Source organism: Burkholderia metallica, assembly GCF_902832845.1.
In the GTDB taxonomy this organism is placed as follows: domain Bacteria; phylum Pseudomonadota; class Gammaproteobacteria; order Burkholderiales; family Burkholderiaceae; genus Burkholderia; species Burkholderia metallica.
Window position 1 is genome coordinate 464,719 of the sequence record NZ_CADFDB010000004.1, and the last position, 14,136, is coordinate 478,854.

Consider the following 14,136-nt stretch of genomic DNA (forward strand, 5'->3'; position numbering starts at 1 on the left):
TGGATCGTTTTTCTGGATAATCCATCCAGCCGCGACTGGCTGACCGGTGCGTCGCGCGTGCCTACACTCCTAGCTTCGTTCAACGAAAAAAGGAGTCAACCGTGGCCACTCATACGCTGGCAGACAAGGTCGTCCTGATCGCAGGCGGCGCAAAGAATCTCGGCGGCCTGATCGCCCGGGACCTGGCGAGCCACGGCGCGAAGGCGGTGGCGATCCACTACAACAGCGCCGCATCGCACGCGCAGGCCGAGGAGACGGCCGCCGCGGTGCGCGCGGCCGGCGCGGAAGCCGCGACGTTCCAGGGCGACCTGACGACGGCCGCCGCGGTCGAAAAGCTGTTCGACGATGCGAAGCAGCGCTTCGGCAAGATCGACATCGCGATCAACACGGTCGGCAAGGTGCTGAAGAAGCCGTTCACCGAGATCAGCGAGGCCGAGTACGACGAGATGTTCGCGGTCAACAGCAAGTCGGCGTTCTTCTTCATCAAGGAAGCGGGGCGGCACCTCGAGGATCACGGCAAGCTCGTCACGCTCGTGACGTCGCTGCTCGGCGCGTTCACGCCGTTCTATGCGGCCTACGAAGGATCGAAGGCGCCGGTCGAGCATTTCACGCGCGCGGCGTCGAAGGAATACGGCGCGCGCGGGATCTCGGTGACGGCCGTCGGCCCGGGCCCGATGGACACGCCGTTCTTCTATCCGGCCGAAGGCGCCGATGCGGTCGCGTATCACAAGACGGCCGCCGCGCTGTCGCCGTTCAGCAAGACGGGCCTGACCGACATCGAGGACGTCGTGCCGTTCATCCGCCATCTCGTCACCGACGGCTGGTGGATCACCGGCCAGACGATCCTGATCAACGGCGGCTACACGACCAAGTAACCGCCACGCAACGGGCCGCGCGGCGTACCGTAATGGCGCGTTTGCGTGGACAATGGACGGGCGCCCGGCCTCGCGGCTGCGCGCCCGTTTTTCCTGTGCCGTCAGGCACCGCCGCGACGCGCGACGGCCGGCGGCGACGACGATCGTCCGAACCCCCGCTCCCCGCCGATGGACAAGCTGGATCAGGTCAGAATCTTCCTGCAGGTTGCCGAGATGGGCAGCTTCATCAAGGCCGCGCACGCGCTCGACGTGCCGCGCGCAACCGTGTCGGCGGCCGTCCAGCAGCTCGAGACGGCGCTTAGCACGCGACTCCTGCATCGCACGACTCGCCAGGTGCAACTCACCGCCGACGGCGCGCTGCTGGTCGAACGCGGCCGGCGTCTGCTCGCGGAAGCCGACGACCTCGATCGCCTGTTCCGCCGCCGCGAGCGCGACGTGATCGGCCGGCTGAACGTCGACGTGCCGAGCCGGATTGCACGCCGCGTGGTGGCGCCCGCGCTGCCGTCGCTGTTTCGCCGCTACCCGAAGCTGCAACTGTCGCTCGGCTCGACCGACCGTTCGATCGATCTGGTGCAGGAGGGCGTCGACTGCGCGATCCGCGTCGGGCGGCTCGCGGACAGCAGCCTCGTCGTGCGGCCGCTCGGGCAGTTCACGCTGATCAACTGCGCGAGCCCCGACTACCTGCGCGAATGCGGCGTGCCCGACCATCCGGATGCGCTCGCGCACGGACACTGGGCGATCGGCTATGCGTCGCCGACGACGGGGCGCGAACTCGACTGGGAATACTGCACGGACGGCCAGCGGCAGACGCTCGCGCTGCCGAGCCGCGTGATCGTCAACAACGCCGAAACCTATATCGCCGCCTGTATCGCCGGGATGGGGCTGATCCAGATTCCGCGCTTCGACGTCGCGCATCTGCTCGACAGCGGCGTACTCGTCGACGTGATGCCCGGCCACCGCGCCGCGCCGATGGACGTGTCGGCCGTGTATCCGCACCGGCGCCATCGTTCGCGCCGGCTCAATGCGTTCGTCGAGTGGTTCGGGGAGCTGATGGCGAGCGCGTTGACGAAGGGCGGCGAGGGCGCCTGACCGGCGCGGCCGGTTTGCGCCGCGTGTCGTCGCGCAAGGTTCAGCCGGGCAGCGCGCCGAACCGCCGGCTGCGCCCGGTTTCCCGCACCGCGTCGATCAATGCCGCGCCGGCGCCGTCCGGCTTTGCCGCGAATGCATAGAAGCGCGCGGCCGGCAGCGCCGGCAGACCGTCCTGCGGCCCGCATTCGCGCAGGCCGTCGCGCAGCTGGCTGCGCGCCAGCGCGGTGACCGCGAAGCCCGCGAGCGCGGCCGACACGCAGCCGGCCATGCTGCCGCTCTCGAACAGCACGCGAAACGGCTGCAGCGCGGCGGCGAGGGCCGCGACGGCGGCTTCGCGATAGACGCACGGCTGCGGAAACAGCGCGAGCGGCACGTCGCCGCCCGCATCGAGCGTGCGGTCCGATGCGAATGCCCACACGAGCGGCTCTTCCCACAGCAGTTCGCCCGGCGTATCGACCTGCCGGCACTGCTTGCCGAACACGACGTCGAGCCGGCCGAGCGTCTGCTCGCGCAGCAGCGACGCGGTGATCCCGACCTTCAGCTCGATCGACGTGCGCGGGTGGCGATCGCGAAACGTGCGCAGCACGTGCGGCAGCCACGCGCCGGCGAAATCCTCGGATGCGCCGACCCGCAGCGGCCCGTGCGCCGGCGCGCCGCGCAGCTTCGCGCGCACTTCGCGCTCCATGTCGACGATGTTGCGTGCGTATGCGTACAGCGTGTCGCCGGCCGGCGTCAGCGCGAGGCGGCGTGTCGTGCGCGCGAGCAGCACCGCGCCGGCCGCCTGTTCGAGCCGCTTGATGTGGCCGCTGACGGCGGACGGCGTCAGTGCGAGCCGTTCCGCGGCCGGCGCGAACCCGTGGCTGTCGACGACTTCGAGAAAGGTGCGCAGCAGCGTGATGTCGAGCGCGGTCGACGCGGGATCGGTCAGCGGTTCCATGGATCAATTCAACGCAATACTCGAAGAATGAACCATAATACTCCGTGAATCGTGATGATATGTCGGCCTACCATCGTGCACTCGGACGACCCGACGGAGTGCACGATGACGACCTATGCGCATGCGACGACTGCGTCGCTCGACATTGCCTATCTCGAATGGAACCCGCGCGGCGAGCGCGTGGCCGTGCTGCTGCACGGCTGGCCGGACAGCCCGATTGGCTGGAGCGCGGTGGCGGCGGCGCTCGCCGCGCGCGGCTACCGCGTGCTGGCGCCCGCGCTGCGCGGCTTTGCGCCGACCCGCTTTCGCGACGCATCGATCCCGCGCAGCGGTCAGCTTGCGGCGCTCGGACGCGACCTGCTCGACTTCGTCGCCGCGCTCGGCATCGAGCGGCCCGTGCTGGTCGGGCACGACTGGGGCGCGCGGGCGGCCGCGAACGCGTGCGGGTTGAGCGACGGCGCCGCGTCGCATCTCGTGATGCTGTCGGTCGGGTACGGCACCAACGATCCCGGGCAGCCGCTGTCGCTGCTGCAGGCGCGCAACTACTGGTATCACTGGTTCACGGCGACGCCGCGCGGCGAGCAGGCGTTGCGTGACGATCGCCGCGCGTTCGCCCGTCTGATGTGGGATACGTGGTCGCCGCCGGGCTGGTATCGCGACGGCGATTTCGACGCGGCCGCCGCGGCATTCGACGGGCCCGACTGGATCGACGTCGTGCTGCATTCGTACCGGCATCGGTGGGGATTCGCACCGGGCGCGCCGGCCTACGCCGACGACGATGCGCGGCTGAATCCCGCGCCGGTGCTCGCGCTGCCGACGCTCGTGCTGCACGGTGGCGCGGACACCTGCAATCATCCGGACGGTTCGGCCAGGCGCGAGCGGTTCTTTGCGGGGCGCTACGAACGGCAGGTGCTGGACGGCGTCGGTCACTTTCCGCAGCGCGAGGCGCCGGCGGCGGTCGCCGACGCGATCCTCGGGTTTTGCGAGCACGGCTGATGCGCGTCGGAGCGGCCGGCGCATCGCGGATCGGCCGCCGACGCGGGCCGCGAGCAGGTCGGCGAGGCCGATGCTCCTGCCCATCTCGCGGCGGAAGAGGGGGCGTCGCAGGCGGTGGCTCAGCACATGCCGCCGTTGGCGCGCAGGATCTGGCCGTTGACCCATGCACCGTCGGGGCCGGCGAGGAACGCGACGACGCTGGCGATGTCCGCGGGCTGGCCGAGGCGCTCGAGCGGGTTCAGCTTCGCCATCCGGTCGACGAGTTCGGCGCTCTTGCCCTGCAGGAACAGCTCGGTGGCCACCGGCCCCGGTGCGACCGCGTTCACGCTGATGCCGCGGCCGCGCATTTCCTGCGCGAGCACCTGCGTCATGCCCTCGACCGCGGCCTTGGTCGCGATGTACACGCCGTAGGTCGGTAGCCGCATGCCGATAACGCTCGATGTCAGGTTGACGATGCGGCCGCCGTCGCGCACGCGCTTCGCCGCCTCGCGGCTGACGTTGAAGGCGCCCTTCAGGTTGATCGCGACGGTCTGGTCGAAGGCGGCGTCGTCGAATTCGGCGAGGGGCGCGAGCTTCATCACGCCCGCGCTGTTGACGACCACGTCGATACGGCCGAACGCCTGCTCGGCCGCATCGAACAGGGCGGCCACGGCCGCCGGCTCGGCGACGTCCGCCTGGATCGCGACGGCCGTGCCGCCGTCGGCGGCGATCGCGTCGACCACGGCCTTCGCCGGGCCGGCGCCGCCGGCATAGTTCACGACGACCTTGAATCCGTCGCGCGCCAGACGGCGGGCGATTTCCGCGCCGATGCCGCGCGACGAACCCGTGACGACGGCGACCCGTTCCGATGTGCTCATGTCCTGCTCCTTGATTCGTGAGTGCCGGGCGATCCGGCGACAGGACAAATGTAGGCTGTCTCGATCAATAAAAATAATGAATAATGATCAGATCAAGAATGACGAAAAGTATGTCTCATGGCATTCGACAGCAGGCTTTTGAGCGGTATCGGCGTGCTCTCCGCGGTGATCGAGGCGGGCACCTTCGCGCGTGCCGGCGAGGCGATGGGGTTGACGCAGCCGGCGGTGAGTCGGGCCGTCGCCCGGCTGGAGGAGCGCGTCGGCATCCGGATCTTCAACCGGACGGCGCGCGCGATCACGCTGACCGATGAAGGCCGGCGCTTCTATGAAGCGGTCGCGCCGCTGCTGGCCGGCATCGAGGACGCGGCGATCGATGCCGGCCAGTCGAAGGCGCGTGTCAGAGGGCGGCTGCGCGTCAACGTCGACGCGACCTTCGGCCACTACGTGCTGGCGCCGAGGCTGGCGGAGTTTCTCGACCGCTTTCCCGAGCTGTCCGTCGAGGTGAGCGTGCGCGACCGGATGGGCGACCTCGTCGCCGACGGCTTCGACGTGGCCGTGCGGTTCGGCGTTCCGGAACCGTCGTCGTATCGTGCGCGGCTGCTGCTGCAAACGCGCGTGCTCACCTGCGCGTCGGCGGCCTATGTCGCGCGTCACGGCGAGCCGAGGCATCCGCGGGATCTCGCGGACGGGCATCGCTGCGTGCTGATCCGCGACCCGGTGACGGGGCGCCCGTTCGAATGGGAATTCCATCGCGGCAACGAGGTGGTGCCGTTCGACGCCGCCGGCCGGCTGATGGTCAACGATACGGGCATGCTGCTCGGTGCGTGCGTTGCCGGCGCGGGGATCGCGCAGCTGCTGGAACTCTATGCGCGCGACATCCTCGCCGACGGGCGGCTGGTGCTGCTGTTGCCGGAATGGACGGACGAGACGTTTCCGCTCTACGCGTATCACCACGCGTCCCAACTTGTTTCCGCGAAGGTGCGCGTGTTTCTCGATTTCGTGCGGGAGCTGACGGGCTGAGCCGGGGCGGCCGGCCGTGTCGGCGATTCACTCGGTGCGATGCGGGATGTTGTCCGGGAACGGATAGGGTGCGTGCGGGCCCGGCCAGTCGGGGACGGGCGGCGCGGTCAGGACGTCGCATCCGCCCAGCAAGAGCAGCGCCAGCGCCACGGCGAGTCCGCGGCGCCAGAGCCGGAATGAACGCATGCGGATGGACATGGCGTGCCTCCGAGCCGTGCCTTCTCATGACGGTTGGACTGCTGCGCCAGGGCACGCGTTGCAGTGCGGGCGGAAAAACAAAAACCCGCGAAGCGGCGAGCTTGCGCGGGTTTCGGAAGGCGCAGCGCTTTACGCTGCGAGCATGCTGGTGCCCAGGGCCGGAATCGAACCGGCACGCCTTGCGGCGGGGGATTTTGAGTCCCCTGCGTCTACCAATTTCACCACCTGGGCTTGTTCGTGGCCGCGCATGCGGTCGTGCGCGGCGAAACGCGGATTATGTCCGAAATCGCGGCGCTGGGCAAGCTGCCCGGATGCCGGCCGCGCGCGTTACTGGCTCAGGTAGGCGAACCGGCCCTGCTTGACGACCCCCATTACGCTCGCGCGCTGGTCGAGCCCGACGTGATCCTTGTCGCTCGTATTGACGACGCCGTTCGGCACGACGAGTTCGTGCGCGCGTTCGAGCTCGCGGCGCAGCGCCGCACGGAACGCCGGCGTGCCGGGCTGCGCGGTCTTCAGCGCACGGCCGACCGCGTCGGCGAGGCGCGGGTAGACGCCCGCCGCATCGCCCGCGAACTGCGTGACCGTGCCGGCGCCGTACTTCGCCTCGTACGCGTCGACGAACGCGAGCGCCGCCTTGCGGGCCGGATGGTCGGCCGGCAGCGTGCGCGCCACGACCACCGGCTGCGTCGGGAACAGCGTCCCGTCGACGTCCTTGCCGCCGAGCTTGATGAATTCCGGCGTCGCGATCCCGTGCGTCTGGTAGACCGGGCCCTTGTAGCCGCGTTCGATCAGCGTGCGCTGCGGCAGCACGGCCGGCGTGCCCGAGCCGGCAATCAGGATCGCGTCGGGTTTCGCGGCGATCAGCTTCAGCGCCTGGCCCGTGACGCTCGCATCGGTGCGGTTGAAGCGCTCGGTCGCGACGACGCGGATCTTGCGCAGCTCCGCGAAGCGCGTGAACTCGTTCAGCCAGCTGTCGCCGTAGCTGTCCGCGAAACCGATGAAGCCGACCGTCTTCACGCCGTGGTTGGCCATGTAGCGCGTCATCACGTCGGCCATCGCGCGGTCGCTCTGCGCCATCTTGAACGCCCAGGTCCGCGCGCCTTCCTGCGGCTCGACGATCGCGCCGGAGCCGACCAGCGTGATCATCGGCGTTTGCCCGGCGGCCACCGCGTCGAGCGCCGCGAGCGCGGCCGGCGTGATGTTCGGCCCGACCACGACGTCGACGTGATCCTCGTCCACCAGCTTGCGGATGTTGCGCACCGCGGTGCCCGGGTCGGACGCATCGTCGAGCACCGTCACCTGCACGGGCTGCCCGGCGATCGTCTTCGGCCACATCAGGATCGCGTTCTTGCTCGTGATGCCGATCGCGGCGGCGGGGCCGGTCGACGACAGGTCGACGCCGACTTTCAGGTCGGCGTGCGCGGCCGCGCAGGCCAGCACGAGGGCGGCGCCGGCGGCGCGGCGCAACAGGGCGGGAAGCGTCATGCGGGAATCTCCGTCGGGCAGCAAAAAGGGGCGCGATATGCGCCCCTGTGTTTATACCTGCAGGTCAAAGCTCGTACGATTCGGATTCGCCCTTGAGCGCCTGTTCGATCAGCTTGCGGTTCAGCGTCGGCGACAGCAGTTCGACCAGCGTATACACATAGCTGCGCAGATAGGCGCCCTGCTTGAGCGCGACCCGCGTCACGTTGCTGCCGAACAGGTGGCCGACCGGGATCAGCCGCAGGTTGCGGTCGCGCTCCGGATTGAACGCGATGTCGGCCATGATCCCGACGCCGAGGCCGAGTTCGACGTAGGTCTTGATCACGTCGGCGTCGATCGCCTCGAGCACGATGTCCGGCGACAGCCCGCGCAGCGCGAACGCGTGGTTGATCTTCTTGCGGCCCGCGAACGCGTCGTCGTACGTGATCAGCGGGTACTGCGCGAGATCGTCGAGCGTGACCGGCTTGCGTTCGAGCAGCGGGTGATCGGCCGGCACGACGGCTGCGTGGTGCCACTGGAAGCAGGGCAGCGACACGAGTTCCTTGTAGTCGGAGATCGCCTCGGTCGCGATCGCGAGATCGGCCTGGTCGTGGATCACCATCTCGGCCACCTGCGTCGGGCTGCCCTGCAGGATCGACAGATGCACCTTCGGGAAGCGCTTCTTGAATTCGGCGATCGCGGCGGGCAGCGAGTAGCGGGCCTGGGTGTGGGTCGCCGCGATGGTCAGGTTGCCCTGATCCTGCGCCGCGTAATCTTTTCCGACCCTTTTAAGGCTTTCAACCTCCTGAAGAATCCGCTCGACCGACGCGAGGATGATCCTGCCCGGCTCGGTGAGCGAGCGCACGCGCTTGCCGTGCCGCGTGAAGATCTCGACGCCCAGCTCGTCCTCGAGCTCGATGATCGCCTTCGACACCCCCGGTTGCGACGTGTAGAGCGCCTTGGCGGCTTCGGTGAGATTGAAATTCTGCCGGACGGCCTCGCGCACGAAGCGAAATTGGTGCAGGTTCATTTATAACCCTTCCGCATATCAACAGAATTTTTTAGTCGTTTGAAATATAAGGCGAGTTTATTACGATTCACCGGAGTTTTTCAAATATGGATATCTGTTTTCGTCATTAGCAATCCACCCGGCCGCGGATGGCGGGTGTGACGCGGCGGAACGGAGATTCGGGCGCGACGTGGCTAGGACGTCGCGCGGTCACCACGAAAACCCTGGGGTCCCCGAATGTATCAGTACGACCAATACGACCAGACGATCGTCGACGAGCGTGTCGCGCAGTACCGCGATCAGGTGCGCCGCCGGCTGTCGGGCGAGTTGAGCGAAGACGAGTTCCGCCCGCTGCGCCTGCAGAACGGCCTGTACATGCAGCGCCACGCGTACATGCACCGCATCGCGATTCCGTACGGCAACCTGCGCAGCGACCAGCTCCGGATGCTGGCGCGCATCGCCCGCGAACACGACCGCGGCTACGGCCACTTCTCGACCCGCTCGAACATCCAGTTCAACTGGATCAAGCTCGAAGAGACGCCCGAGATCCTCGCGAAGCTCGCGTCGGTGCAGATGCACGGCATCCAGACGTCGGGCAACTGCATCCGCAACATCACGGCCGACCAGTTCGCCGGCGTGGCCCAGGACGAAGAGATCGATCCGCGTCCGTGGTCGGAAATCCTGCGCCAGTGGTCGACGTTCCATCCCGAATTCGCATGGCTGCCGCGCAAGTTCAAGATCGCGGTGTCGGGCTCGAAGGACGACCGTGCGGCCGTGCAGATCCACGACCTCGGCGTGTACCTGAAGAAGAACGCGCAGGGCGAGGTGGTCGCGAGCATCCTCGCGGGCGGCGGCCTCGGCCGTACGCCGATCATCGGCGCGGTGATCAAGGAAGACCTGCCGTGGCAGCACCTGCTCACCTACTGCGAAGCCGTGCTGCGCGTGTACAACCGGTACGGCCGCCGCGACAACCTGTACAAGGCGCGCATCAAGATTCTCGTGAAGGCGCTGTCGCCCGCGAAGTTCGCGCAGCAGGTCGAGGAAGAGTGGCAGCACCTGAAGGACGGCCCGTCGACGCTCACGCAGGCGGAAGTCGATCGCGTGTCGCAGTACTTCCAGCCGCCCGTCTACGAAAAGCTGGCCGACACCGACGCATCGTTCGAACAGCACCTGCTCGAGAACAAGGCGTTCGCGCGCTGGGTCGAGCGCAACGTCGCGCCTCACAAGGTGGCCGGCTACGCGGCCGTCACGCTGTCGCTGAAGGATCACCGCGTCGCCCCGGGTGACGCGACCGACCAGCAGATGGACCTGGTGGCCGACTGGGCCGACGCGTATTCGTTCGGCGAGCTGCGCGTGTCGCACGAGCAGAACCTGATTCTCGCGAACGTGAAGAAGCGCGACCTGTACGCGTTGTGGGAAAAGGCGAAGGCGGCCGGTTTCGCGACGCCGAACATCGGCCTGCTGACCGACATCATCGCGTGCCCGGGCGGCGACTTCTGCTCGCTCGCGAACGCGAAGTCGATCCCGATCGCGCTGGCGATCCAGCAGCGTTTCGACGATCTCGACTATGTGTACGATCTCGGCGACCTGTCGCTGAACATTTCCGGTTGCATGAACTCGTGCGGTCACCACCACGTCGGCAACATCGGCATCCTCGGCGTCGACAAGGACGGCGCCGAGTGGTACCAGGTGTCGCTCGGCGGCGAGCAGGGCACGGGCCGCAACGGCGCGCGCCTCGGCCGCGTGATCGGGCCGTCGTTCTCGGCGGAAGAGGTGCCCGACGTGATCGCGAAGCTGATCGACACGTTCGTCGAATCGCGCGTCGACGGCGAGCGCTTCGTCGACACGTACGATCGCATCGGCATCGCGCCGTTCAAGGAGCGCGTGTATGCGGCGCGCCAGACGGTGAACGCGTAACCAACCGGGTAGAAGGAACTAGCAGATGGCTTCGATTATCAAGAACCGTGCAGTGATCGACGATGCATGGCAGGTCGTGCGCGCGGCGGAAGACGGTGCGCTGCCCGCGGTCGACGCGTTGCCGGCCGGCAAGGTGCTGGTGCCGTTCGCGTTGTGGCAGGCCGAGCGCGCGGCGCTCGTCGCCGCGAAGACGAAGGACGAGCTCGGCGTGTGGCTCGCGCCGGACAGCGAACCGGCCGATCTCGTGGCCGACTTCGGCGCGATCGCGCTGATCGCGGTCGACTTCCCGCGCTTCGCGGACGGCCGCGGCTACAGCATCGCGCGCCTGCTGCGCGAGCGCCACGGCTGGACGGGCGAGCTGCGCGCGATCGGCGACGTGCTGCGCGACCAGTTGCTGTACATGTCGCGTTGCGGTTTCGACGCGTTCGCGGTGCGCGCCGACAAGGACATCCACGACGCGCTGAACGCGTTCACGGAATTCACGCAGCGTTATCAGGGCGCGTTCGACCAGCCGGAACCGCTGTTCCGCCGCCGTGCCGCGTCGGCCGACGTAGCGACGTCCGAAGCAAAGGTGGGCGCATGAGCACCGCGACCGCCACCACGCTGACGCCGGAGCTCGCCGCGAAGGTCGAGCGCCTCGACGCGCTGCTCGCGCAGATCGGCGCCCGTCACGACAAGGTGAAGTTCGCAAGCAGCCTCGCGGCCGAAGACATGCTGCTGACGCACGCGATTCTGTCGAAGGGCGTGCGGATCGGCATCTTCTCGCTGAACACGGGCCGCCTGCACGCGGAAACGCTCGGCATGATCGACCGCGTGCGCGAACGCTACGGCTACGAGATCGAGCAGTTTCATCCGCAGCAGGACGCGGTCGACCGGTACGTCGCCGAGCACGGCCTGAACGCGTTCTACGAGAGCGTCGAGCTGCGCAAGTCGTGCTGCCACATCCGCAAGGTCGAGCCGCTGAACCGCGCGCTCGCCGACGTCGGCGCGTGGGTCACGGGCCAGCGCCGCGAGCAGTCGGTCACGCGTGCCGAGCTGCACGAGGAAGAGCAGGACGAAGCGCGCGGGATCGCGAAGTACAACCCGCTCGCCGACTGGACGGAAAGCGACGTGTGGGCGTACCTTAACGCGTTTGACGTGCCGGTGAATCCGCTGCATGCGCGCGGCTACCCGAGCATCGGCTGCGAGCCGTGCACGCGAGCGATCCGCCCCGGCGAGGACAGCCGCGCGGGCCGCTGGTGGTGGGAGTCGCGCGACACGAAGGAATGCGGGCTGCACATCACGACGATCACGCCGATTCCCGCGAATGCCGAAGCCGGCGCCGCGCACTGAAAGCCGACAAGAAACTGAATATTGCGCCGCCTGCGACAGCGGGCGGCACGAACCCAGAAGAGAAGGACTGAAATCATGAGCACGACGCTCGAGCAATCCGCCTTTGCCCCGCCCACCGGCGCCGACAGCCGCATGGGCCACCTCGACTGGCTCGAAGCCGAGTCGATCCACATCCTGCGTGAACTGGTCGCCGAATGCAGCAAGCCGGCGCTGTTGTTCTCGGGCGGCAAGGATTCGGTCGTCGTGCTGCATCTGGCGCTGAAGGCGTTCGGCCTCGGCGCGAACCGCAAGACGACGCTGCCGTTCCCGCTCGTGCACATCGACACGGGCCACAACTACGAAGAAGTGATCGACTTCCGCGATCGCCGTGCGAAAGAACTCGGCGCCGAGCTGGTGGTCGGCCACGTCGAGGATTCGATCAAGCGCGGCACGGTCGTGCTGCGCCGCGAAACCGATTCGCGCAATGCCGCGCAGGCCGTCACGCTGCTCGAGACGATCGAGCAGCACGGCTACACGGCGTTGATCGGCGGCGCGCGCCGCGACGAAGAGAAGGCGCGTGCGAAGGAGCGGATCTTCTCGTTCCGCGACGAATTCGGCCAGTGGGACCCGAAGGCGCAGCGCCCGGAACTGTGGAGCCTGTACAACGCGCGCCTGCACAAGGGCGAGCACCTGCGCGTGTTCCCGATCTCGAACTGGACCGAACTCGACGTGTGGCAGTACATCGCGCGCGAGAACCTCGAACTGCCGTCGATCTACTACGCGCACCAGCGCGAGATCGTGCGCCGCAACGGGCTGCTGGTGCCCGTCACGCCGCTCACGCCGATGCGTGACGGCGAGACGAGCGAACTTGCACAGGTACGCTTCCGCACGGTCGGCGACATTTCCTGCACGTGCCCGGTCGAAAGCGACGCGGACGACGTCGAGAAGATCATCGCCGAGACGGCGGTGACCGAGATCACCGAGCGCGGCGCGACCCGGATGGACGACCAGGCATCCGAAGCCGCGATGGAACAGCGCAAGAAGCAAGGTTATTTCTGAAGCACACGAGGACATTCACATCATGAGCATCATCGAGAACACCGAAGACCTCGGCGTGTTGCGCTTCATCACCGCGGGCAGCGTCGACGACGGCAAGAGCACGCTGATCGGCCGCCTGCTGTACGACAGCAAGGCCGTGCTGTCCGACCAGCTGTCCGCGCTGTCGCGCGCGAAGAACAAGCGCACGGTCGGCGACGAGCTCGACCTCGCGCTGCTGACCGACGGCCTCGAAGCCGAGCGCGAGCAGGGCATCACGATCGACGTCGCGTACCGCTACTTCGCGACCGCGAAGCGCAAGTTCATCATCGCCGATACGCCGGGCCACGAGCAGTACACGCGCAACATGGTGACGGGCGCATCGACCGCGCACGCGGCGATCATCCTGATCGACGCGACGCGCGTGACGGTCGAGAACGGCGTTGCCGACCTGCTGCCGCAGACCAAGCGCCACAGCGCGATCGTCAAGCTGCTCGCGCTGCAGCACGTGATCGTCGCGATCAACAAGATGGACCTCGTCGACTACAGCGAAGCGCGCTTCAACGAGATCCGCGATGCGTACGTCACGCTCGCGAAGCAGCTCGGCCTGACCGACGTGCGCTTCGTGCCGGTGTCGGCGCTGAAGGGCGACAACATCGTCGGCGCGAGCGAGCGCATGCCGTGGTATGCGGGCGAGCCGCTGCTCGACGTGCTCGAATCGCTGCCGGTCGAGACGCAGGCGCACGACGCGCTGCGCTTCCCGGTGCAGTGGGTCGCGCGCCAGGACGGCAGCTCGGCCGACGATTTCCGCGGCTACATGGGCCGGATCGAGTCGGGCGAAGTGAAGGTCGGCGACGCAATCGTCGTGCTGCCGTCGAACCGCACGGCGACGGTCGCCGAGATCATCGCGCCGGTGCCGGGCGGCACCGCGTCGGTCGAGCACGCGTTCGCGGGCCAGACCGTGACGGTCCGCCTCGCGGAAGACGTCGACGTGTCGCGCGGCGACATGTTCGTCACGTCCGGCGAGCCGGTCGAGCCGGCGAAGAAGCTCGAAGCCGATCTGTGCTGGTTCGACGAGACGCCGCTGTCGCCGCAGCGCAAGTACTTGCTGAAGCAGACCACGAGCACGGTGTTCGCGAAGATCGGCGGCGTGAAGCAGGTGCTCGACGTGCACACGCTGTCGCACGCGACCGACCGCCAGGAACTGAAGATGAACGACATCGGCCGCGTCGCGCTGACGCTGCAGAAGCCGATCGTGTGCGACACGTACGACGCGCACCCGGGTACCGGTGCGTTCGTGCTGATCGACGAGGCGACGCATCATACGGTCGCCGCAGGGATGATCCGGGCGTTCTCGGCGTAACCGGGCAACCGCGCCGCTTCGCGGCGGCGCGGGCCGGAGCCGACGCCCGCTGGAAGGCGAAGCGACAA

Annotated in this window: 14 protein-coding genes and 1 tRNA gene; 9 read left to right on the top strand and 6 right to left on the bottom strand. The window is 67.9% G+C overall.

All coding sequences use genetic code 11. The annotated features are described in order from the left end of the window. Positions 1 to 101: 101 nt before the first annotated feature. Positions 102 to 875: an SDR family oxidoreductase gene (locus tag HWX08_RS14970; protein ID WP_069257363.1), complete on the top strand. Its 774-nt coding sequence runs from the start codon at positions 102 to 104 to the stop codon at positions 873 to 875. A gap of 168 nt (positions 876 to 1,043) precedes the next feature. Beyond that, positions 1,044 to 1,964, top strand: coding sequence for a LysR family transcriptional regulator (locus HWX08_RS14975; RefSeq protein ID WP_174920584.1), 921 nt, complete (start codon positions 1,044 to 1,046; stop codon positions 1,962 to 1,964). Between the two features lie 40 nt (positions 1,965 to 2,004). Here HWX08_RS14975 and HWX08_RS14980 read toward each other — a convergent pair whose 3' ends face one another. Then, positions 2,005 to 2,901, bottom strand: coding sequence for a LysR family transcriptional regulator (locus tag HWX08_RS14980; protein ID WP_174920583.1), 897 nt, complete (start codon positions 2,899 to 2,901; stop codon positions 2,005 to 2,007). 105 nt (positions 2,902 to 3,006) lie between these two features. On the opposite strand from HWX08_RS14980, the gene HWX08_RS14985 reads away from it, so the two are divergent. Continuing rightward, positions 3,007 to 3,897: an alpha/beta fold hydrolase gene (locus HWX08_RS14985; protein WP_174920582.1), complete on the top strand. Its 891-nt coding sequence runs from the start codon at positions 3,007 to 3,009 to the stop codon at positions 3,895 to 3,897. Between the two features lie 119 nt (positions 3,898 to 4,016). Here HWX08_RS14985 and HWX08_RS14990 read toward each other — a convergent pair whose 3' ends face one another. Then, the gene (locus HWX08_RS14990) at positions 4,017 to 4,754 is read right to left on the bottom strand and encodes an SDR family oxidoreductase (RefSeq protein ID WP_174920581.1); all 738 of its coding nucleotides are present in this window, start codon (positions 4,752 to 4,754) and stop codon (positions 4,017 to 4,019) included. A 117-nt stretch (positions 4,755 to 4,871) separates the two neighbouring features. On the opposite strand from HWX08_RS14990, the gene HWX08_RS14995 reads away from it, so the two are divergent. Beyond that, positions 4,872 to 5,774, top strand: coding sequence for a LysR family transcriptional regulator (locus HWX08_RS14995; RefSeq protein ID WP_174920580.1), 903 nt, complete (start codon positions 4,872 to 4,874; stop codon positions 5,772 to 5,774). Positions 5,775 to 5,801: 27 nt separating this feature from the next. On the opposite strand, the gene HWX08_RS15000 is transcribed toward HWX08_RS14995, so the two are convergent. From HWX08_RS15000 to HWX08_RS15015, 4 genes are all read right to left on the bottom strand, one after another. Continuing rightward, positions 5,802 to 5,972 carry a hypothetical protein gene (locus HWX08_RS15000; protein WP_167375371.1) on the bottom strand — a complete coding sequence of 57 codons (171 nt, stop codon included), beginning with the start codon at positions 5,970 to 5,972 and terminating at the stop codon, positions 5,802 to 5,804. Positions 5,973 to 6,118: 146 nt separating this feature from the next. Continuing rightward, positions 6,119 to 6,203: transfer RNA gene (locus HWX08_RS15005), tRNA-Leu, on the bottom strand. A 96-nt stretch (positions 6,204 to 6,299) separates the two neighbouring features. After that, the gene (locus tag HWX08_RS15010; RefSeq protein ID WP_174920579.1) at positions 6,300 to 7,457 is read right to left on the bottom strand and encodes an ABC transporter substrate-binding protein; all 1,158 of its coding nucleotides are present in this window, start codon (positions 7,455 to 7,457) and stop codon (positions 6,300 to 6,302) included. A gap of 64 nt (positions 7,458 to 7,521) precedes the next feature. After that, positions 7,522 to 8,463, bottom strand: coding sequence for a CysB family HTH-type transcriptional regulator (locus HWX08_RS15015; protein WP_014896306.1), 942 nt, complete (start codon positions 8,461 to 8,463; stop codon positions 7,522 to 7,524). Positions 8,464 to 8,679: 216 nt separating this feature from the next. Here HWX08_RS15015 and HWX08_RS15020 point away from each other — a divergent pair, with 216 nt between their 5' ends. The 5 genes from HWX08_RS15020 (at position 8,680) to HWX08_RS15040 (ending at position 14,068) form a co-directional block, all read left to right on the top strand. After that, positions 8,680 to 10,359, top strand: a complete 1,680-nt coding sequence (locus HWX08_RS15020; RefSeq protein WP_069257357.1) for a nitrite/sulfite reductase — start codon at positions 8,680 to 8,682, stop codon at positions 10,357 to 10,359. A gap of 25 nt (positions 10,360 to 10,384) precedes the next feature. Then, positions 10,385 to 10,942 carry a DUF934 domain-containing protein gene (locus HWX08_RS15025; protein WP_069257356.1) on the top strand — a complete coding sequence of 186 codons (558 nt, stop codon included), beginning with the start codon at positions 10,385 to 10,387 and terminating at the stop codon, positions 10,940 to 10,942. Further along, positions 10,939 to 11,691 (top strand): phosphoadenylyl-sulfate reductase, encoded by a 753-nt coding sequence (locus HWX08_RS15030; RefSeq protein WP_174920578.1) that lies wholly within the window; start codon positions 10,939 to 10,941, stop codon positions 11,689 to 11,691. Before HWX08_RS15025 ends, HWX08_RS15030 begins: the two co-directional genes overlap by 4 nt. A gap of 75 nt (positions 11,692 to 11,766) precedes the next feature. Further along, a complete protein-coding gene (gene cysD / locus HWX08_RS15035; RefSeq protein WP_069257354.1) occupies positions 11,767 to 12,729 on the top strand; it encodes a sulfate adenylyltransferase subunit CysD in 963 nt (320 codons plus the stop codon). A gap of 22 nt (positions 12,730 to 12,751) precedes the next feature. Further along, entirely contained in the window at positions 12,752 to 14,068 is a 1,317-nt protein-coding gene (locus tag HWX08_RS15040) for a sulfate adenylyltransferase subunit 1 (protein WP_107313237.1), read from the top strand. Positions 14,069 to 14,136: the final 68 nt, after the last annotated feature.